23 protein-coding genes and 2 riboswitches are annotated in these 20,538 nt (G+C 43.1%); of the genes, 10 read left to right on the forward strand and 13 right to left on the reverse strand.

Annotated features, from left to right (window positions below; all coding sequences use genetic code 11):
- Positions 1-31 precede the first annotated feature (31 nt).
- Positions 32-319: riboswitch (cobalamin riboswitch) on the reverse strand.
- A gap of 124 nt (positions 320-443) precedes the next feature.
- The gene (locus Q8J82_RS01680) at positions 444-632 is read left to right on the forward strand and encodes a hypothetical protein (RefSeq protein ID WP_304891155.1); all 189 of its coding nucleotides are present in this window, start codon (positions 444-446) and stop codon (positions 630-632) included.
- Positions 633-664: 32 nt separating this feature from the next.
- Positions 665-958, forward strand: coding sequence for a cell division protein ZapA (locus Q8J82_RS01685; RefSeq protein ID WP_304891154.1), 294 nt, complete (start codon positions 665-667; stop codon positions 956-958).
- Between the two features lie 355 nt (positions 959-1,313).
- Here Q8J82_RS01685 and Q8J82_RS01690 read toward each other — a convergent pair whose 3' ends face one another.
- A complete protein-coding gene (locus Q8J82_RS01690; RefSeq protein WP_305252998.1) occupies positions 1,314-1,685 on the reverse strand; it encodes a DUF2237 family protein in 372 nt (123 codons plus the stop codon).
- Positions 1,686-1,758: 73 nt separating this feature from the next.
- Here Q8J82_RS01690 and Q8J82_RS01695 point away from each other — a divergent pair, with 73 nt between their 5' ends.
- A complete protein-coding gene (locus tag Q8J82_RS01695; RefSeq protein ID WP_305252996.1) occupies positions 1,759-2,220 on the forward strand; it encodes an EVE domain-containing protein in 462 nt (153 codons plus the stop codon).
- A 105-nt stretch (positions 2,221-2,325) separates the two neighbouring features.
- Here the strand turns inward: Q8J82_RS01695 and Q8J82_RS01700 are convergent, their stop codons facing one another.
- A complete protein-coding gene (locus tag Q8J82_RS01700; RefSeq protein WP_305252994.1) occupies positions 2,326-3,396 on the reverse strand; it encodes a cytochrome D1 domain-containing protein in 1,071 nt (356 codons plus the stop codon).
- A 219-nt stretch (positions 3,397-3,615) separates the two neighbouring features.
- Entirely contained in the window at positions 3,616-5,139 is a 1,524-nt protein-coding gene (gene ilvA, locus Q8J82_RS01705) for a threonine ammonia-lyase, biosynthetic (protein ID WP_305252992.1), read from the reverse strand.
- 104 nt (positions 5,140-5,243) lie between these two features.
- Between ilvA and rpiA the strand changes: the two genes are divergently transcribed.
- Positions 5,244-5,918: a ribose-5-phosphate isomerase RpiA gene (gene rpiA, locus Q8J82_RS01710; protein ID WP_305252990.1), complete on the forward strand. Its 675-nt coding sequence runs from the start codon at positions 5,244-5,246 to the stop codon at positions 5,916-5,918.
- A 134-nt stretch (positions 5,919-6,052) separates the two neighbouring features.
- Here rpiA and Q8J82_RS01715 read toward each other — a convergent pair whose 3' ends face one another.
- Together Q8J82_RS01715 and Q8J82_RS01720 are read right to left on the reverse strand one after the other, a co-directional pair.
- Complete coding sequence (locus Q8J82_RS01715) at positions 6,053-6,673, reverse strand: cold shock and DUF1294 domain-containing protein (RefSeq protein ID WP_305252989.1); 621 nt, start codon at positions 6,671-6,673, stop codon at positions 6,053-6,055.
- 45 nt (positions 6,674-6,718) lie between these two features.
- Entirely contained in the window at positions 6,719-6,991 is a 273-nt protein-coding gene (locus tag Q8J82_RS01720; RefSeq protein WP_305252988.1) for an oxidative damage protection protein, read from the reverse strand.
- Between the two features lie 120 nt (positions 6,992-7,111).
- Here Q8J82_RS01720 and Q8J82_RS01725 point away from each other — a divergent pair, with 120 nt between their 5' ends.
- A complete protein-coding gene (locus tag Q8J82_RS01725) occupies positions 7,112-7,480 on the forward strand; it encodes a diacylglycerol kinase (protein ID WP_304909182.1) in 369 nt (122 codons plus the stop codon).
- Between the two features lie 65 nt (positions 7,481-7,545).
- Here the strand turns inward: Q8J82_RS01725 and Q8J82_RS01730 are convergent, their stop codons facing one another.
- The 6 genes from Q8J82_RS01730 to dapF form a co-directional block, all read right to left on the reverse strand.
- Positions 7,546-9,609, reverse strand: a complete 2,064-nt coding sequence (locus tag Q8J82_RS01730) for a TonB-dependent receptor (protein WP_305327645.1) — start codon at positions 9,607-9,609, stop codon at positions 7,546-7,548.
- Positions 9,610-9,676: 67 nt separating this feature from the next.
- Complete coding sequence (locus Q8J82_RS01735; protein WP_305327646.1) at positions 9,677-9,991, reverse strand: hypothetical protein; 315 nt, start codon at positions 9,989-9,991, stop codon at positions 9,677-9,679.
- 97 nt (positions 9,992-10,088) lie between these two features.
- Positions 10,089-10,670, reverse strand: a complete 582-nt coding sequence (locus Q8J82_RS01740; RefSeq protein ID WP_305327647.1) for a superoxide dismutase — start codon at positions 10,668-10,670, stop codon at positions 10,089-10,091.
- A gap of 89 nt (positions 10,671-10,759) precedes the next feature.
- Positions 10,760-11,641, reverse strand: coding sequence for a tyrosine recombinase XerC (xerC, locus tag Q8J82_RS01745; RefSeq protein ID WP_304891143.1), 882 nt, complete (start codon positions 11,639-11,641; stop codon positions 10,760-10,762).
- A 40-nt stretch (positions 11,642-11,681) separates the two neighbouring features.
- Positions 11,682-12,368 (reverse strand): DUF484 family protein, encoded by a 687-nt coding sequence (locus tag Q8J82_RS01750; protein ID WP_304891142.1) that lies wholly within the window; start codon positions 12,366-12,368, stop codon positions 11,682-11,684.
- 43 nt (positions 12,369-12,411) lie between these two features.
- A complete protein-coding gene (gene dapF / locus Q8J82_RS01755; RefSeq protein WP_304908147.1) occupies positions 12,412-13,239 on the reverse strand; it encodes a diaminopimelate epimerase in 828 nt (275 codons plus the stop codon).
- Between the two features lie 176 nt (positions 13,240-13,415).
- Between dapF and metK the strand changes: the two genes are divergently transcribed.
- The 5 genes from metK (at position 13,416) to metF (ending at position 18,771) form a co-directional block, all read left to right on the forward strand.
- Complete coding sequence (gene metK, locus Q8J82_RS01760; RefSeq protein ID WP_304908146.1) at positions 13,416-14,585, forward strand: methionine adenosyltransferase; 1,170 nt, start codon at positions 13,416-13,418, stop codon at positions 14,583-14,585.
- Positions 14,586-14,655: 70 nt separating this feature from the next.
- Positions 14,656-15,879 (forward strand): HD-GYP domain-containing protein, encoded by a 1,224-nt coding sequence (locus Q8J82_RS01765; RefSeq protein ID WP_304908145.1) that lies wholly within the window; start codon positions 14,656-14,658, stop codon positions 15,877-15,879.
- 72 nt (positions 15,880-15,951) lie between these two features.
- Positions 15,952-16,029, forward strand: a riboswitch (S-adenosyl-L-homocysteine riboswitch).
- Positions 16,030-16,127: 98 nt separating this feature from the next.
- Entirely contained in the window at positions 16,128-17,552 is a 1,425-nt protein-coding gene (gene ahcY / locus Q8J82_RS01770; protein ID WP_305327648.1) for an adenosylhomocysteinase, read from the forward strand.
- A 33-nt stretch (positions 17,553-17,585) separates the two neighbouring features.
- Entirely contained in the window at positions 17,586-17,930 is a 345-nt protein-coding gene (locus Q8J82_RS01775; protein ID WP_305327649.1) for a phage holin family protein, read from the forward strand.
- Between the two features lie 10 nt (positions 17,931-17,940).
- Positions 17,941-18,771, forward strand: coding sequence for a methylenetetrahydrofolate reductase [NAD(P)H] (gene metF / locus Q8J82_RS01780; RefSeq protein WP_305327650.1), 831 nt, complete (start codon positions 17,941-17,943; stop codon positions 18,769-18,771).
- A 51-nt stretch (positions 18,772-18,822) separates the two neighbouring features.
- Here the strand turns inward: metF and Q8J82_RS01785 are convergent, their stop codons facing one another.
- Positions 18,823-19,296 (reverse strand): DUF494 domain-containing protein, encoded by a 474-nt coding sequence (locus Q8J82_RS01785; protein ID WP_304891135.1) that lies wholly within the window; start codon positions 19,294-19,296, stop codon positions 18,823-18,825.
- A 106-nt stretch (positions 19,297-19,402) separates the two neighbouring features.
- Positions 19,403-20,527, reverse strand: coding sequence for a DNA-processing protein DprA (gene dprA / locus Q8J82_RS01790; RefSeq protein WP_305327651.1), 1,125 nt, complete (start codon positions 20,525-20,527; stop codon positions 19,403-19,405).
- Between the last annotated feature and the right edge of the window lie 11 nt (positions 20,528-20,538).

Genomic DNA, 20,538 nt, shown 5'->3' on the forward strand with positions numbered 1-20,538 from the left:
TCACCCCGCGGTATTTCCTAGCGTGCCTTAACATAAGGCGTTGTTTTTAGGCCGGTCTCCGGGCTTGCGAGCGTTGGTGTTTAAACTAAAAATAGTTTTAAAACCCACTGGTTAGCGCCTTCCCAAGTCTCACCTTTTTCTAAGGTTTAACTCAGTGGCATATTGCAAAACCATTTGAATAAATCAAAAGCTCACTTACCGTTGCGGGGGCAGCATAGGACTAGTTAATGCTTTATTGGCTAAAGCGGTAACGCACCTATTTCCCAGTTTCACCTTGTTTGTAGAAAACAAACTTGGCACCTAACAACAAGTGCGAATTATAGCGGTTATTTTTAGGACTAAATGAAATTTTTTGCAGGACAATTTTTATAACATATTGTAATACTTTGAAAAATACGCGTTAGCTATTGACTACAATCAATTTTTTCAATTATAGTGGTCACATGGATGCGGACTTAAAAGCGTTAGAAGAAAAATTATCTGGCTTAATTTCATTGTGTAGTGATTTACGCAGTGAAAACGCACAGTTACGCCATGATTTAAATGCTACGCAAAATGATGCTGCGTTATTAAAAGCCAATATGGCGCAAGCCAGCGAGCGCATTGAGGCTTTAATTGAGCATCTGCCCTAATGGTTATATCTAGTCCAGATTGAGTAAAAACAATGAGCGAAATTAAAGGCGTTGATGTCAATATCATGGGGCGGGATTTTACGGTATCCTGTACCGATGAAGAGCGCCCGGGATTAATTAACGCAGTTAATTTTTTAGACAAAAAAATGCGCGATATTCGCGATAGCGGCAAAATCATTGGTGTTGAGCGTATCGCAATTATGGCGGCACTTAATTTGGCGCATGAGCTTTTAAATAGTAAAAGCGGTAATGTCGATGTTGGTGACTTCAAACGTAGAATTACGAACATGCAAGATCAAATTGATAAAGTGTGTGCAATAAAATAAATTTTTAAAATGTCATCAAAGTGCCAATTAAAAATAGTAGAATCATCTCAATCGCTTCAGGTTTTTAGGCGAAAAATAAAAATCCCAGTTTTAAAGTTTGTTCTCTGCGGTGCGGTTTAAGCTAATAATTCCTTGAACTAGTTTATAGCATCGGTTTTGGTCATTCGAGTTGTTGTGTGCGCGCCCCCTTTAATCCTTCTTGGGTTGGGTGTTCTTTTAAGAACCTCTTGGCGGGTGTACCTAATGCGCTCTAGGCTGTTACCACTTGAGCCTTTTTGGTTCAGGATGCTGGCTTAGGCTATATCCGTGGAGAACTCCCCGTTCCATTCCGTATTAAAATTGATACGTTGTCTGATTATCTCAATTCGTGATACTTCAAATCAGCCAGGCTCACAATTTCCAAACATTTTGCATGGCAGGCTTCCAGTATTACTGGTGGTGCAAAGCCTGCTTCTGAAGCTTCAAGCCAGCGTGCCGCGCACACGCACCAGCGGTCGCCCGCTTTCAGGCCGTCAAAGCCATATTCAGGATGTGGCGTGCTTAAATCGTTACCCCTTGAGATTGAAAATGCTAAAAATTCATCAGTCATTTGCGCGCAAACGGTGTGGCTACCCGCGTCATTAGGGCCAGTTTCACAGCAACCATTACGCATAAAACCCGTGAGTGGGTTCATGCTGCATACTTGCAATGCTGTACCAAGTACGTTTCTCTCTTGTTGTTTTGCCATTTCTAACCCTCTACTTAGAATTATTTATAGATTATCATACGGTTTAATGTTGAATTTAGAAAAGGTAAAAAATATGCGTTACTGGCTAATGAAGTCTGAGCCTACAGATGTCTCGATTGATGATTTAGCAGATTTTCCGAATCAATCTGTGGATTGGTATGGCATTCGTAATTACCAGGCACGCAATTTTATGCGTGATCAAATGAAAGTGGGCGATGGTGTGTTTTTTTACCACTCAAATTGCGATGTACCAGGCATTGCCGGTATCGCAGAGGTCAGTAAGTTAGCGTATCCAGACCGATTGCAGTTTATAAAAGGTCATAAATATTACGATGAAAAAGCTACACCGGAGAATCCACGCTGGCTTAATGTTGATGTAAAGCTGGTGCGTAAAACACGCTTGCTTAGCCTAAAAGAGTTGCGTGAATATCCTGAGTTAGTCAACATGCGAATATTGCAACGTGGTAACCGTTTGTCGATTACGCCCGTAGACCCAAAGGAATGGGAGTTCATTTTGGGTCGACTTGAAATATAAAACATCCATAAAAAATGGGATTTTATTCTAGGATAATTAAATATTATCAAGGTGGAGTAATAGAAAAAGCCCCGAAATTCGGGGCTTTTCATAATTCGTTACAAATTACTTAATTGCGGTATCTAAGCTACCCATACTTTTAGGGTAAGTCACTACACCCCAAGGTAATTTTTTATTTTCAATTTGTTGTGTTACTTCCAGCTTTTCTGAGTCAATCAAAAAAATTGCATCTGATTTACCGCAAGCCAGCAAAATTTCTTTGTCATCTGGAGTAAATGTAAAGTGCCAGCAGCGATTGCCTGTAGGGATGTCCTTAATCTTCTCATAAGTTTTTGCGTTGTAAACTTCTAATGTTTTGGCTTTATTGGCTGCTACAAAAATGCGCTCGCCCTTGCGGTCATAGGCAATGCCATAAGGCGTGGCGCCAGTATCAACTGTACGTAAAACCTTAAAGTTTTTATTCATCACCATAAACTTGTTGCCGTACTCTAGCGTAGCTAGGTAGGTTTTACCGTCGGGTGATACTTTAATGCCACGTGGTCTGTCGCCATATTGATGGGTTTTAATGGTTTTAAGCAGTTTTCCCGTTTTAATATTGTGAACAGTGACGGTGTTGTCCGCTTCGTTTGTGATAACCAGTTGCTTACCATCTTTGCTAAACTCAATGCCTTCAGTTTCTGGGCCGCCGGTAATTTCACGAATTTTTTTGCCTAGTTTCAAATCAATAATGCCAATACGCGCAGGCTCTTTGTCATCGTCGTCATCTTCTTTTGCGGCTGCCAAAGCTTCAGCAGAACCTGGTGTAGGAGGAGGGCCACCTTTTGCGCTTGGCTCATAAGATACAAAGGCAAAATTTCCACGAATTCGAACAAACTCAGGATTTTGACCGACTTTAATTTGATTCAAAACCTCGCCTGTTGCTGTATCAATAATCGAAACACTGCCATTTTCACGCGTGGCAACCACTAATAGTTTTCCGTCATCGCTTACTGCCAGTCCTCTTGGGCCCTCAGCCTTTACGTCTATGGTGCCAGTAGACTTTAATGTATTTAAGTCAATCACAGACACGCCGCCATCTTGATTGGAAACATACGCTTTACCGCGGTCTTCCGCGTTAGCGTTCATACCAACAGTCATGCTGACCAATGCGGCAGCTACCAAATGCGTTAACTTCATGCTTTATTTCTCCTTAGGGATGATTGTTGCTGCTTCATTTTCTGTTGTTTGGGCATGCTAAATAAATTTAGGTTCAATTCGTTGCACTCGTCGTAATGAGTGGTAAAGGTTAAGCAAAAATCATACTCATATTTTAGTCTATGAAAATCATATGGTTGGGTTTGATAGCATAATAATTTTGGCTGTATATAACCACCAACCTGGTTGTATACAGCCAATTTAACCTAAAAATAGTTTATAAGCAGGGTTATGTGTTTCATCCCAGTGTGGGTAGCCCAAATTTTGCAAAAATTCTGCAAATTCAGTTTGTTCATTCGGAGGCACCTGCATACCAACCAGTACGCGGCCAAAATCGGCACCGTGATTGCGATAGTGGAACAAGCTGATATTCCAGTCGTGCCCCATTGTGTCTAAAAACTTCATGAGTGCACCAGGTTTTTCAGGAAACTCGAATCTAAATACCACTTCGTTTTCTGCTTGAGGCGCATGTCCGCCTACCAAGTGGCGTAAATGTAATTTCGCCACTTCATTATCAGTTAAATCAAGTGCGGGTAAGCCTTGGGCTATTAAATCGGCCACTAGATTGGCAGATTCATTAGGGTCGGCAATTGCTACGCCTACAAAAATATGCGCTTCTTTAGGGTCAGAATAACGGTAATTGAATTCGGTAATATTACGGTCACCCAGCAAACGGCAAAACGTTTTAAACGCGCCTGGTTTTTCAGGAATCGTCACCGCTAATACCGCCTCACGTTTTTCACCGATTTCTGCGCGCTCAGCAATAAATCGTAAACGGTCGAAGTTCATATTTGCGCCAGAGGCAATGCCCACTAGCGTTTTTCCGCTTAAATTGTTGCGCTTGGCATATTCTTTAAGGCCGGCAGTAGCCAGTGCGCCAGCGGGCTCTAAAATGCTGCGGGTATCTTCGAATACGTCTTTAATCGCAGCGCAAATAGCGTCGTTATCCACCACAATCATTTCATCTACATATTGTTGTGATAGTGCAAAAGTATGCTCGCCAACTTGCTTAACAGCAGCGCCGTCGGCAAATAAGCCAACTTGGTCTAGCATCACGCGCTTGCCTTGTTTGAGTGATTCTGTCATGGCTTCGGCATCTTTTGCTTCAACGCCGATGATTTTAATTTCCGGGCGCACGGCTTTTACGTAGGCGGCAATGCCTGCTAGTAAACCACCACCGCCTACGCAGCAGAATATCGCCTCGATTGGCTCAGGGTGAGCATTCAGAATTTCAAGCGCAATCGTACCTTGCCCCGCAATCACATCGGGGTCATCGTATGGATGCACAAACGTCAGTTGTTCAGATTTTTCTAGTTCAAGCGCTTTTACATAAGCATCAGAATAACTATCGCCAAACAATACCACCTCAGCACCGCGGGCTTTCACTGCATTAATTTTAATAAGCGGCGTCGTTGTAGGCATAACAATGACAGCTCTACAGCCTAATTTTTGTGCGCTCATTGCCACGCCTTGCGCATGGTTACCCGCGCTCGCCGCAATCACTCCACGTTTTAATGTGTCGGTAGGCAGGCTTGCCATTTTGTTATATGCACCACGCAGTTTGAATGAGAATACGGGTTGCATATCCTCACGCTTTAGCAACACACGGTTGTTGATGCGGGCAGATAAATTGGGCTGAAATTCTAGTGGCGTTATTTTTGCCACATCGTAAACATGTGAATGCTCTATTTTTTCGCGGTAATTGATAGTTGTGTTTTTAGACATGCAATGTTCTTAACGTAGGTTTTTAAAAATGCCTGAGCGGTGTATTATGTTGTATTAGATTAAGTTTTTCATATTATAAAGAATTTGTAGAGGAATTAGGCAAAATGCTAGGAAACGAAAAAAAGTTATCACAAGACGAATTAAAACAACAAGTCGCTAAAGCAGCGGTTGAATATGTAAAAGAAGGCATCATCGGTGTGGGCACAGGCTCAACTGCCAACTTCTTTATTGAAGAACTGGCAAAAGTAAAACACAAAATTGAAGGCGCGGTTGCCAGTAGTGAAGCCACAGCACAACGTTTACGCGCTCATGGCATTGAAGTGTTTGATTTGAATAACATCGACGGCATGGATATTTATGTGGATGGCGCCGATGAAATTACCGAACATCTTCACATGCTAAAAGGCGGCGGCGGTGCATTAACCCGTGAAAAAATCGTGGCAGCAGTGGCTAAAACATTCATTTGTATTTGTGATGAAACTAAATACGTACCAACACTAGGCAAATTCCCACTACCAGTAGAAGTGCTGCCAATGGCGCGCAGTTATGTAGCACGCGAGTTAGTGAAATTAGGCGGCCAGCCATCATTACGTAACTTCACCACTGATAACGGCAACGTGATTATCGATGTACATGGCTTGAATATTACCGACCCAGTGGCGATGGAAGCGAAAATCAACCAAATTGTCGGTGTGGTGACTAATGGTTTATTCGCGGCACGCCCAGCCAATGTGTTGTTGCTGGCTACTGCGGATGGTGTGAAGACTTACAAGAAGTAAATTCATAAACTGAATGTTTGGGTGTATAACCACAGGTTGTACACCTTTTTTATTGCGGTGCGCAAATACAAATCTACACTAGCTTCACTTCGGATCATCGAGACTAGGCTGCTTGAATGATGGATTAGCCATTTTTATGCTACTTGACCAAGAATAGAGCTTAGAAAGGTAGAGCCGCTTTTTGTTGTGAGTAGCCAGCCAAGGGTAAAACAATTAGCAATAACTGTAGTCCAAAAAACAGTTTGGAACTCTTCTTTCTTTGATTTATGGAGCAACGTTTTTTGTGCGAGTAATGCTCCAGGCCAACCTCCAGCCAAACCAAATAAATGCAAAGTACTCTCTTTGGTTCTCCAGCGATTATTTTGGGCCGCTGATTTGTCTATTGCATAGGCAAGGAAAGTAATAGTGCTTGCCGCCAAGTACACGCCAATTAGAGCTAATGGGAGCAGTCCTATTAACGCCAACAATGCTAAAAAAACACAAAATAGAATCGAAAAACTGGTGGCAAGTGAGCTGATTTTATTTGGGGCACTAGAAGACGCAGGCTCTCCTGCAAACCGAATATTTTTTGCACAGAATCGACGTTTCTCATCGGTTGCAAGCTCATAGGTGATTAAATCACCGTCAATCGGTCTAGATGAGCTGTTAGAAAAAGCCTTTATATGCACAAATGCTTTTTGACCACCGCCGTTCGGAGTAACAAAACCAAAGCCTTGGTCGTCTTTCCAATTTGTAATTTTTCCTTGATAACGCATATGGATTCTTGAAAAGCCTATCGTAGAATAGGCGTCAATTAAATGTTAATTCTTAGGTGGTACATAACCTATTGCCGTATCTGCCCCATCACCAAAAAAGTATTTTTCAGTTTGTTCCGTCAAATATTTACGTGCTGATGGGTCTGCCAAGCTCAGGCGGTTTTCATTCACCAGCATGGTTTGCTGTTTTAGCCATGTTGCCCATGCTTCTTTTGAAACATTTGCATAAATGCGTTTGCCAAGCTCGCCCGGGTACGGAGGAAAGTCCATGCCGTCGGCTTCTTTGCCTAATTTAATGCAATTCACTGTACGTGCCATTTGTAATGCCTTATGTGCTGAATAAAACAATATGATAACGCATGGCTTTAAGTGGTGCGAGCCCGCATGGTAATATTCGGCAAATCAATTGATAAAATCTAATGAAAGCTGAATGACAACATGGAAAGCCCTTATAAAGGTAAAACAGGTATACGCCGTTTGATGAATGCGTTTGGTTATTCATTAGAAGGCTTTAAAGCCGCGTTTAAGCATGAAGATGCGTTTCGGCAAGAGGTTTTTTTGGCAATCGTGCTGATTCCGCTTGCGGTTTATTTAGGCAAAACCCCAATCGAACGAGCCATGATGATAGCGAGCGTGTTGTTAGTGTTGATTGTGGAATTGCTGAACTCAGCCATTGAAGCGGCGGTAGACCATACTTCGACGGAGCATCACGCGCTTGCCAAGCGTGCCAAGGATATTGGCAGTGCCGCTGTGTTTATTGCCTTGACGATAGTGGTGAGTGTTTGGGGTTTGGTGCTGTTTGTGTAGGAGCGACGACCCGTCGCGATTTGCACTGCTGCTTCGCGACGGGTCGTCGTCCCTACCAAAAATCTCTAAAAATCGCTACGTAATCCTAAAATCAAAGACCTTTCACCTGCAGGTGAAATATCTTTCAAGAAAGACGCATGTTCACGAATTTCTTGATTGAGCAGATTGTTCGCTTTGGCAAACAACTCGACATTCAACTTGGTCGGTAGTTTGTAGCTAACCAGCGCACTTACGTTAGTGTAGCTATCTGTTGGCAGTTCATTCACCGCAGTGCGGGTTTGACTAAACGCATGTAACACATCCAACCTGGCGCCCACACTATTTTTTTGATAACGCAAGCCAGCACCTAAGCGTAGCGGTGTTATGCGCGGCAAGGCTTCACTATTATCTTGATTACTTGCACGCACATAGTCACCTCGTAGAGTTAGGTCTAAATTATCAACCAGATTAAATTTACCTTCTGCTTCCAAGCCTTTGAAGGTGGCGGCAAAGGCTGAAAATTGGGCGATGGGTAAACCTGAATCAACGTCATCAACGCCAGTATCTAGCAATCCCAAAAAGCTGCTAAAACGCGTGTAATATGCACCAACGTTAAAAGAATTTCTGCCAACTTTCCAGCGTATCTGCGCATCTAAGCCGTTTGAACGCTCTTTACCAAAGTTGGGGTTTCCTATTTCATACTGCCCAGTAGCTAAGTGCTCGCCATCGGCATACAACTCAAAATAGCTAGGTGCGCGCTCGTTATGCGAAAGATTTGTGGCAAATGACCAGTTTGGATTAAACGTGTAAAGTCCGCCGAGTGCGTAGCTGTATGTATTAAAGCTGCTATTTTGTGCGGTGGATGATTTAGCCCATGGGCTGGCATCCAAAGTGGTATGTTCCGCACGGCCGCCAAAACTTAGTTTGAATTTTTGCTGGCCAAATAGGTTGAGAGGCATTTCTTCATATACATACAAGGCTTTGCTTTGCGTATTCACAGGCGGCACAAAAGCTTCGTCACCTAAGGCTTCAAAGTTGCTGTTTTGAAATTGAAAGCCTATTACACCTTCTAAATTGCCAAGTCCCGTATTGAAGGCGGTATGGCCAGCCTCAATACTGCCCTCAATGCCTTTGTTTTTAAAAGAGGTACCAATCTCACCATCTTCCACTTCCTGATGCTGATAATCTGTGTAGGCCATGCGTGCTTTTACGCGGCTTACAATGCTGCCTAAATCCCTGAATTCTGTTGCCAAATCCCAGCGGTCACTTTTCATGTCAGCGCGTACGGTAGGTTCTGCCACTGTGCCGTAATTGCTGTTAAAGCCGGAGTACGATGCACCTAAGTAGCCGTTATCAAAGGTGAGTGATGCGCCCAGTGCGCCGCCATCAGCTGTCGCACTGCTATTGATGAGCTTACCTTTATTTTCTTGTAGTGTGCCATCCGCTTGATTTTTGCGGTTTGAAACGGCAAACCCCGGAATGTCTAAATCGCTGGTTTTACGGCTATACATATCGGCATGAATCGCAAATTGACCATTGCCTACATCCACCACGCCAGCTAGGTTGCTTTGACTATCCGCACCACCTAAACGACCTTCAACGCGTCCAGTAATGCCGTCCAGTTTTTCTTTAGGAATACGATGATCAATCGCGTTCACAACGCCGCCTACAGCACTGCCACCGTACAGCAAGGCGGCTGGCCCTCGTACTACATCTATTTGTTCAATCACTAGCGGGTCAATGGTGACGGCGTGATCAAAACTTAAACTGGAGGCATCTAAAACGCCCACGCCGTTTTGCATAATACGTACACGTTCTGCATCTAGCCCTCGAATCACGGGGCGCGAAGCATTTGGGCCAAAGTGTGTTGCGCTCACACCAGGAATACCATTTAACGTATCTCCTAGTGTGCTTTCACGTCTAAGTGATAACTCCCTGCCGTTCAATATGGAAACAGGCACTACGAGTTCGTCTGAGCCAACGCCTAACGGGTTGCCAGTAACTGAAATGGAGGATAGCTCAATTTGTGTGGCTTCATCCGCAATTGCATTGTTGATGAATAGGCAGCTAAGTGCCAAAAAAATAGATTTAGGTGGAAATGCAGCGCGCAACAATGCTGAACGCATTTGCACGTATTGTTTGTTAATCATGATGTTAAACCTCAAAAAAATAGCAGATACCCAGCCGTTTAAAAACGATGCTGAGAAAATTAAAAAATTAAATGCTGATTGTTTGAGGTGGAGCGCGTGCTGCGTAAGCAGTTTGAAGTGAGGATTTATTATTGAAATAATAGCTTGAAGTGACTTCAAACCTTGCTTCAAAGCTAGGTAGAGTAAAAGCTTGTGATTGTAAGCCATTGACTACTTGCGAATAGCTTATACATTTTTCGCATTGCTCGGCAGGGGCTTTTTTATCTTGCTGGCTGTGTTTTGTAAAGTCGTCTAGATGGCTTATTTCATGCGTAGCTACACCTAATTGCGTAAAAGCAAACAGGAAAATGAGCGCAAAATGAATAGCAAAACGTTGTAACATGGCTCAAATGGTAACAGACTTTATCGGTAAAGCAAAAGTAGGCAGAAATAAAAATGGCCGCTAAGGCGACCATTTTTTAAATCATGAAATTCAAAACTTATGCAAAATTTGCAGAAGCAAAATCCCAATTGGCTAAAGAAGCTAAAAATACTTCAACGAATTTAGCACGTGCGTTGCGGTAATCAATGTAATAGGCATGTTCCCAAACGTCAATTGTCAATAATGCTTTATCGCCAGTGGTAAGTGGTGTGCCAGCAGCTCCCATGTTCACAATATCCACTGAGCCATCGGCTTTTTTCACTAACCATGTCCAGCCTGAACCAAAATTGCCAACTGCTGAAGCTTGAAACGCTTTTTTGAATTCATCGAATGAACCCCATTTTGCGTTAATGGCATCAGCAAGCGCGCCGGTAGGAGCGCCGCCGCCATTTGGCTTCATGCTGCTCCAAAAGAAGGTGTGGTTCCAAATTTGTGCTGAGTTGTTGTAAATGCCAGCAGAAGATTTTTTGATGATTTCTTCTAAACTTGCATTCTCAAACTCTGTGCCTTTAATCAGGTTGTTTAAGTTTGTGACATATGTTTGGTGATGTTTGCCATAGTGGTACTCAAAAGTTTCTTCTGAAATATGTGGTACTAAAGCATTTTTAGCGTACGGTAGGGCAGGTAGGGTGTGTTCCATAATGAAGTCCTTTGCATTGTAAAGTTTTGAATTACTATTTTGCCATACGTTATTTTGACATAATAACAGGGTAAATTAGTAGGGTATTGTTACTTTTTCTTAGCTCGCGGGTGCGCTTTGTCATAGATGGTGGCTAAATGCTGAAAATCAAGATGTGTATACACTTGCGTGCTGCTGATGTTGGCGTGGCCTAACATCTCTTGCACTGCGCGTAAATCCTGGCTGGATTGTAAAACATGTGTGGCAAAGCTATGGCGCAATAAATGCGGGTGCATGCTGGTGTTAATACCTTGTTTGATTGACCATTCTTTCACACGATATTGCACTGCGCGTGGTGTAATGCGTTGCCCTTGCTGGGTCACAAACAGCGCATTCGGGTTAGCATCCGCAATTTTAATTAGCGCACGGCGTTGTATCCATATTTGGATAGCATTTATCGCATGGCTACCCATCGGCACAATACGGGTTTTATTGCCTTTACCCGTTACAGTGACAGTGCCTTCAGAAAAATCCAGCATATTAATATCCAAATTCACCAGCTCAGCCAAGCGTAAACCAGATGAATAAAACAACTCTAAAATGGCATGGTCACGCTGTTCTAGCAGGCCATCACCTTGAATATCTACAAATTTAACGGCTTGGTCGGTAGAAAGCGCTTGAGGTAAAGTCTTGGGTGATTTTGGCGCACGCAGACCCGTGACAGGGTTTTGTGTATAACCTTTGTGATGAATTAAATAGTCGTAAAAACCACGCCATGCTGAAAGCGCGCGTGCAATGCTTTTGCCACTCAAGCCACGGCTATGCAGAGTTGCTATATAGCGCCTGATTTGTGTATTTTTGACTAAATCTAAGGTAGTTTCTTCGGCCAAAGATTCAAGTAACTTGATGTCTCTGGCATAATTTTTAAGTGTAAGCGCGCTTAGACCGCGCTCAAAAGTCAGATGTTGAAGGTAGTCGTCTAAAGTGCCCATCGGATAGCAGTCGGCAACCCAAAGTTACATCAAAGTCATTTTAAAGGTAGCGTGAAAATGACGCGCTAACTAAATCGCCGATGCGTTTAAGATACATCAAACCCATATCGGCTTTGAAGCGTTGCTGGTCTTCTGAACCTAGCATCAACACACCAAAAGCTTGTTTTTTATCTGAACTTTTATACAAAGGGATGAAGGCAAAAGACTGCAAATTATCCGCTAGCAGGCTATTAGCCAACTCTGGCTTTACACCACAGTAGGGTGCATCCAATGCGGTTACCCAGTGACTAAAAGCCTCATCTACTGGCGTAAAAACGGCATCATGCAATACTGCGGCATCGCTGGGATTTAGCCAAATACGCACTTGTGATTGGGTGACAGCGAAAATTTGCTGCATACTTTCGGCAATGAGTGGCTCTAGATTGCCGAGGTTTTGATTTTCAAGCAGCTTGATGCTGAAGCTGTGCACTTTGTGGCTAGTGACGTCGTTCTGTTCACCAAACTCGATTAATTGCGCCAGCATGACTTCTTGAACGCGAATTTTATCGCGTTGCGCCAGCTGTTGACGTTCTGCAAGTGAAATTGCGCCGCTGCCGTGCGGACTGGGTAAAAAGATTTCCGTCAGTAAACTTGCTTGTTCTTCAAAAAAGTGTGGGTGGGCACGCAGATAGCCCGCCACTTGGTCTACGGAGATTGTGTTATTTTGAGCTTGATAATCTTGTTGCATAAATATCCTTATAGTTACAGCTGTTCTTTGCGCTAGCGTTACTTTATATTAATGTGATAGTGCCAGTAAATACCGTCACGGCTGGGCCAGTCATCATTACGGGTGAGTTACCACCTTGCCAGGCAATATGCAGTTCACCGCCACGCGCTGTTACCTTCACCGGTGATTGTAAACGTCCCAATTGAATGCCTGCAACAACAGCCGCGCAGGCGCCCGTTCCGCATGCCAGCGTTTCCCCGCTACCTCGTTCGAATACTCTTAATTTGATATGATGAGTATCAATAATCTGCATAAAACCTGCATTCACGCGTTCAGGGAAACGCGGGTGTACTTCAATTTGGCTGCCAAGCGTTGCAACTGGGGCAGCTTCAACATCATCTATAATTTGTACCGCATGTGGATTTCCCATAGAAAGTGCCGCAATCGTCAAATGTTGGCCACCCACTTCAAGTGAATAACTGGTAGAGATGGCATCAGTGACAAAAGGAATCTCACTAGGCGCAAATCCAGGTGCGCCCATATTCACCGTTACCAGCCCATTTTCTTCCAGTTTAGGGGTGATAATTCCGCTTGCAGTTTCTACATTGATTTCATGTTTATCGGTTAAATGCTGATCAACCACAAAACGTACAAAACATCGCGCACCGTTGCCGCATTGTGACACTTCACTACCATCAGCGTTAAAAATGCGATATTTAAAGTCTGCTACTTTAGATAATTCAACGAGAAGCAGTTGGTCGAACCCTACGCCAAATTGACGATGTGCAAGTGTTTGTATTTGCTGGGTGGTGAGTGCAAAAGACTGGCTGATACCGTCTATGACCATAAAGTCATTGCCTGCGCCATGCATTTTAGTAAATTTTAAATTCATCGTCTTATTATAAATTGATTGACTAAATAGGCCGAATTTTATTATTAAGTTTTTGGTTTTATTGTTCAAATAGTTAGGTACAATGTGCGGTTAGTCGTTGACCTGATACTCATGCTTTAGCCTTTAGTATGAAAATCATTTCATTTTTTATAAATTTTACTTTTCAAGGCGCACTCATGAATCACCACACGAACGAATATCTTTTTACTTCAGAGTCAGTTTCTGAAGGTCATCCAGACAAACTCGCAGACCAAGTATCCGACAGCATTTTAGATGCTATTTTAACTCAAGACCCTACCGCACGAGTAGCTGCCGAGACTTTGGCAAATACCGGTTTGATTGTATTGGCTGGTGAAATTACCACTACCGCGAACGTCGATTATATTAAAGTGGCGCGCGATGCTATTAAGCGTATCGGTTACGACAATACCGAATACGGCATTGACTATAAGGGTTGCGCAGTATTAGTGGCTTACGATAAACAGTCACCAGATATTGCACAAGGTGTAGATGGTGCTCATGATGACCCTCTAGACCAAGGTGCAGGCGACCAAGGTTTGATGTTTGGTTATGCGGTAGACGAAACGCCACAACTCATGCCATTGCCAATTTGGCTAAGCCATCGTTTGATGGAACGCCAAGCGCAATTGCGTAAAGACGGCCGCTTGCCATGGTTGCGTCCAGACGCTAAATCACAAGTAACAGTCAAATATGTAGATGGAAAACCAAATGCGATTGATACCATTGTGGTGTCAACACAGCATGCGCCAGAGATGACTTTGGAAGCGATTCGTGAAGCGGTGATTGAAGAAATCATCAAGCCGGTTTTGCCAAAAGAGCTCATTAAGGGTGAGATTAAATATTTAGTAAACCCGACAGGGCGCTTTGTCATTGGCGGTCCGCAAGGTGATTGTGGTTTAACTGGTCGTAAAATCATTGTGGATACGTATGGCGGTGCTGCACCGCATGGCGGCGGTGCTTTCTCAGGTAAAGACCCTTCAAAAGTTGACCGCAGCGCTGCTTATGCAGGCCGTTATGTTGCTAAGAACATTGTTGCTGCTGGTCTTGCTTCACGTTGCTTGGTGCAGGTTTCTTACGCGATTGGGGTTGCACAGCCTACCAGTGTGATGGTGGAAACTTACGGTACAGGTAAGGTTTCAAATGAAGTGTTGACAGCTTTGGTTCGTGAGCATTTTGATTTGCGTCCAAAAGGCATCGTTAAGATGCTAGATTTGCTTCGCCCTATCTATGCTAAAACTGCTGCCTATGGTCACTTTGGTCGTGATGAGCCAGAATTTACCTGGGAAGCGATTGATAAAGCTGCGGCATTAAAGGCTTCTATTTAGCGCAATTGAATTAACAATGTCATTGCTAGAATTGTACTTACTATCTGTTGGTGCAATCTAGTGGTGGCATATGTTAAAAGTCGTATCTACAAAAAAAGTTCGTTTAGGCATGTTTATTCAAGAGCTAAAAGGCGCTTGGATTGATCATCCTTTTTGGAAAAAAGCGTTTAAATTAGAAGACCCTTCTGATTTAAAAAAGCTGCAAGCTAGCGTCATAAAAGAAGTTGTCATTGACATCACTAAAGGCTTGGATGTGGCTGAACCTGATGCAAGCGCAGATTCATCACCACCCGAAGCAGTTAAAATCCTTCCTGAAACAAAGCCCGGCTCAAGCGCTTCAGCAAAACCAATCCGTATTACAGCATCTGAAGAGCATGAGCGTGCTAAACAGGTGATTACTGGATCTAAAAAAGCAGTTGCTTCGATGTTTCATGATGCGCGCATGGGTAAGGCAATCAATGCAGAATCTGCGATGCAGCTGGTTGATGATATTGCGGCCTCAGTGGACCGAAATCTAAGCGCGCTTATTAGTTTGGTACGCCTTAAAAACAAAGATGAATATACCTATATGCATTCGGTGGCCGTGTGTGCGCTCATGGTGGCGTTGGCTAAGGAGCTGGGTTTGTCTGAAGCCGAAACCAAGCAGGCTGGCTTGGCTGGACTCTTGCACGATATAGGCAAGGCGGGCATTCCTTTAGAAGTGCTTAACAAGCCTGGAGCGTTGACGGATGAGGAATTTATTTTGGTTAAACTTCACCCGGAACGTGGACATGAGTTGTTACTGCAAGCAAATATCGTAGATGAAGTCGTGTTAGATGTGTGCTTGCATCACCATGAAAAAGTGAACGGTAAAGGTTACCCTCATCAATTAAAGGCAGATGCAATCAGCATTTTTGCCAAAATGGGTGCAGTCTGCGATGTCTACGATGCTATAACCTCAAATAGGCCTTATAAAGAGGGGTGGGAGCCTGGCATATCACTGCAACGCATGGCGCAATGGTCAGATCACTTTGATGACAGGGTGTTTAAGGCCTTTGTTAAGAGTGTGGGTATTTATCCTATAGGATCAATGATTAAGCTTAAATCTGGGCGACTTGCTGTTGTGATTGACCAAAGTCCTAAATCATTATTGACCCCTTTGATAAAAGTGTTTTTTTCAACTAAATCAAATTCTCGAATCAAGGTAGAGTTAGTTGATTTATCAAAAATTCATGAGCAAGACTCAATCGTTGGCCATGAAAACCCTTTGGCTTGGGGTATTCACGATATTAATGAAATTTGGAGTCCGGCATGAGGTTTGTCAGAGCCATTTTTTGCAGGGCGTACTGCTGTTTGTAAGCAAAAAAAATATCAAGTATAATCTAACGATTCCGAGGAGCGCTGCGAGAGCTGAAATTGATTGACCTCCCAGGCTCGGAACATGTTTTAACGGCGCTCACCATTATTAACCGTGCCGGGCACGGGATACGGGTGAGAAAAGCGTTAAGCATCTCTAAAGATTTACCCCACCATCCCCCCGGTCACACATTCAAGGAAATAAATATGAATACTGTGACTGCTGATGTTAAAAATACAGCTAAAGACTACGTAATTGCCGATATTGGCCTGGCTGCTTTTGGCCGTAAAGAAATCGCGATTGCTGAAACAGAAATGCCGGGCTTGATGGCGATTCGTGAAGAATTTGCTAAGGCACAACCACTTAAAGGCGCGCGCATTACCGGCTCGCTACACATGACGATTCAAACCGCCGTGCTGATTGAAACACTTAAAGACTTGGGTGCGGATGTACGCTGGGCGTCATGCAATATCTACTCTACTCAAGATCATGCGGCAGCTGCAATTGCTGCTGGAGGCACACCCGTGTTTGCCATTAAAGGTGAAACGTTGACTGAGTACTGGGATTATACCCACCGCATTTTTGAATGGGCTGACGGCGGCTACACTAACATGATTCTAGATGATGGCGGTGATGCAACATTGCTATTGCATTTGGGTGCACGTGCTGAAAAAGATTTGTCCGTCATTGCAACTCCAACAAGCGAAGAGGAAATTTGCCTGTTTGATGCGATTAAAGCGAAATTAAAAGTTGACCCAACTTGGTATTCTGTACGTTTGGCGCAAATTATCGGTGTTACTGAAGAAACCACCACTGGCGTACATCGTTTGTATCAAATGCATAAAGAAGGCAAATTGGCTTTCCCGGCGATTAACGTGAATGACTCAGTGACCAAATCAAAATTTGATAACTTGTACGGCTGTCGTGAGTCATTGGTCGATGCGATTAAACGCGCTACTGATGTGATGATTGCTGGTAAAGTGGCTATCGTAGCTGGTTACGGCGATGTAGGCAAAGGTTCTGCGCAAGCTTTACGCGCGCTTTCTGCTCAAGTATGGGTGACAGAAATCGACCCAATCTGCGCCTTACAAGCGGCAATGGAAGGCTACCGCGTGGTAACGATGGATTATGCTTGCGAACATGGTGATATTTTTGTCACTGCGACTGGTAACTATCATGTAATTACGCACGACCACATGGCCAAAATGAAAGACCAAGCCATCGTATGTAATATTGGTCATTTCGATAATGAGATTGATGTTGCATCACTTGAAAAATATGAGTGGGACGAAATCAAACCACAAGTAGACCATGTGATTTTCCCAGATGGTAAAAAGATTATTCTTTTGGCAAAAGGTCGTCTAGTGAATTTAGGTTGCGGTACTGGTCATCCAAGTTATGTGATGAGCTCATCATTCGCTAATCAAACCATTGCACAAATCGAGTTATTTACGCAAACTGCTAATTACCCAGTGGGTGTATATACCTTGCCTAAACATTTGGATGAAAAAGTAGCGGTATTGCAGTTGAAGAAGCTTAACGCGAAATTGTCAGTATTGACTGATCAACAAGCGGCTTATATCGGCGTTTCAAAACAAGGGCCTTACAAGCCAGATACATACCGTTATTAAGCTCAATTAAGACTTAATTTAAGGAGTCAGCTCATGAAATTATTATTTGTTTGGATATTGAACGCGTTAGCACTTTTAGCTGTGGCGTATTTTGTGCCGGATATTCATGTAGCTGATTTCTTAACTGCATTAATTGCTGCTTTAGTCATTGGTTTGGTCAATATGCTAATTAAGCCAATCCTGGTGATATTAACCTTACCTATTACGATATTGACACTAGGGATTTTTATACTGGTTATCAATGGCTTGCTATTTTATGGTGTAGGACATTGGTTGCAGGGTTTTGATGTCAAAACGCTTACGGCTGGGATTATAGGTGCATTATTGTATAGCGTACTTTCCTGGTTGCTAGCAGCGCTTTTAATTGATGATAAGTAAAGAAAAATAAATGAAAACGACAGCAATAAGCTTTGAGTTTTTTCCGCCTAAAACAGCTGATGGCATTGAAAAGTTACGCGAAACGCGTGCTCAATTGGCAAAATTCAATCCTGAATTTTTTTCCGTGACTTTTGGCGCGGGTGGCTCTACCCGTGACAGAACGATGGATACTGTGCTGGAAATTCAGCAGGAAGGCTTTCAGGCGGCACCGCATATTTCTTGCGTTTCATCAAGTAAAGAAGAAATACGCGAATTGTTGCAAACCTATCAGGCGCGTGGTATCAAGCGCTTAGTTGCATTGCGCGGAGACGTGCCGTCAGGTGAGGTGAGTGCTGGTGATTTTAAATACGCGGTCGAACTGGTAGAGTTTATTCGCGCAGAAACGGGCAGTCATTTTCATATTGAGGTTGCTGCCTACCCTGAGTTTCATCCAGAAGCAAGAACGCCAGCAGCAGATTTACTGAACCTCAAGCGTAAAGTAGACGCGGGTGCAGATTCAGCCATTACGCAGTATTTTTATAACGCGGATGCCTATTTCAGATTTATAGATCAGTGTGCAGCAACAGGTATTAATATACCTATTGTGCCAGGCATCATGCCAATTTATAACATCACACAATTAGCGCGCTTTTCAAGTGTGTGCGGTGCTGAAATACCGCGCTGGCTCAAAATGCGCCTTGAGGAATATGGCGATGATATTGAATCCCTTCGCGCGTTTGGCGTGGATGTTGTGAGTGAGTTATGCGAAACATTGCAAACTTGGGGTGTGCCGAGCTTGCATTTTTATACGCTGAATCGCTCAACTATTATCAGTAATATCATTGAGAACATCAGCGAATAAAAAGGGCGGTTTCAAGGTGTAACTTTTTAAGTTTCAAAAAAAACGGGTCTGCTAATGTAGTGTAGGTTTTTGTTTATTAAGTAACGCATCTTCAATAAATAAGTATTCTTTGGTTTTATCTGGTCCTGATTTACTTGCACCCCAAGTGGTCATTAGCACAATCCAGCGCATCTCTTCTATACTGATTATTGGTTGAGGTAAGTTCATTGCGAGTTCTAAGACTAATTCGCGTTGTGCAGTATTGAGTATCTTGGCCTGAAATAAAAACAGAATAAAACCCAAGCTTTCACCTGTGATTTTTTTAAGTTCGTCATCGGTAAAAATACGCGTACTAACGTAGTTGGGTTTTTCAAATATGTCAGGCTGATCTGTCATCAACTCGAGCTGATTAAACCAATCGAATGCACCGTTAATATCTTGCTCATCAAATCCTGCTGCGCTCAATTCTTTTGAGAGCGTACTTTCATCAGGTCTAAAATGTGTATCAATGTAGTTTTCAAACATATAAACCAATACTTCAAACATGATGTTTATCCTTAAATTAGAGTTATTCTTAAATAAAGTGTGATGGTTTATGCATAAATAAAAATTCTAAAATCTAAATTTTTTATATTGGTAAGTGATTAGGAGGCTACATAATTTTTTGATATTGCCCGCCAGCCAGGCTCGCTACACCCCCTTCTAATTCCAATAACATTAGCATGGATGAAACTTCACTCACCGTCAAGCCACTCAAATGCACTATATTTTCTAGGGTTATAGGTTCATATCCCATTAGAGTAAGCAGTGAATTTTGCGGCGGGGTTTTATTGTCGGAATAGTTGCTTGTTTCGGCAACGTTTTCAGTGGCGTTGATTAAATCGAGTTCTTCAACAATGTCTTGTAGGCAATCTACCAGTTTTGCACCTTGCTTAATTAGTTGATGGCAGCCTTTTGACATGGGAGAGTGAATGGAACCTGGAATTGCAAAGACTTCTCGTCCCTGCTCGGCTGATAAGCGGGCGGTAATTTGTGAGCCGCTTTGAAGATTAGCTTCAACCACTAGGCAACCCAAACTCAAGCCACTAATAATGCGATTTCGTTTAGGGAAATTTTGTGGTTTAGAAGGTGTACCTAAAGCGAATTCAGAAATAATGAGTCCGCGCTCTACAATTTGGTGGGCTAAATCACGGTGCCTGGCGGGGTAGACAATATCTAAACCCGTGCCAACCACGGCAATAGTCGCACCATTTGCTTTTAATGCACCGCGATGTGCTGCGCCGTCTATACCAAGCGCCAAGCCGCTAACAATGCATAAATTATAACCGCTTAAACCTTGCGCAAAAGCCTCAGCATTTTTCTCACCTTGTACTGAAGCATTGCGGCTACCTACAATGGCAATGCTAGGTATATTTAATAATGCTAAATTGCCTTTTGCGTATAAAAAAGGCGGGGGATCAGAAATTTCGAGAAGTGCTTTGGGGTAGTGTGAGTCGGCCAAGGTAACGAGATGGTTGTTGGCTTGAGATAACCAATGTAGTGAGTCGCGAAGTGCTTCTTCATCTACGCCTTTAGTGATTTCTGCTGCAATTTTATCTGAGACGACTTCTTTTAATTGTTTGTGATTGGCGGCATATATGTTGGCAGGATTGCCAAATGTTTTTAGCAACTGACAAAAAGTTTGCGAACCCACACCATGAATATTACTTAAACTAATCCACAGTGATTTTTCTACAAGTTCTTCATTGTAGGTATTCTCGCTGTGGCTTAATTGCATAACTGGCTGTA

Source organism: Methylotenera sp. (assembly GCF_030684185.1).
Taxonomy (GTDB): domain Bacteria; phylum Pseudomonadota; class Gammaproteobacteria; order Burkholderiales; family Methylophilaceae; genus Methylotenera.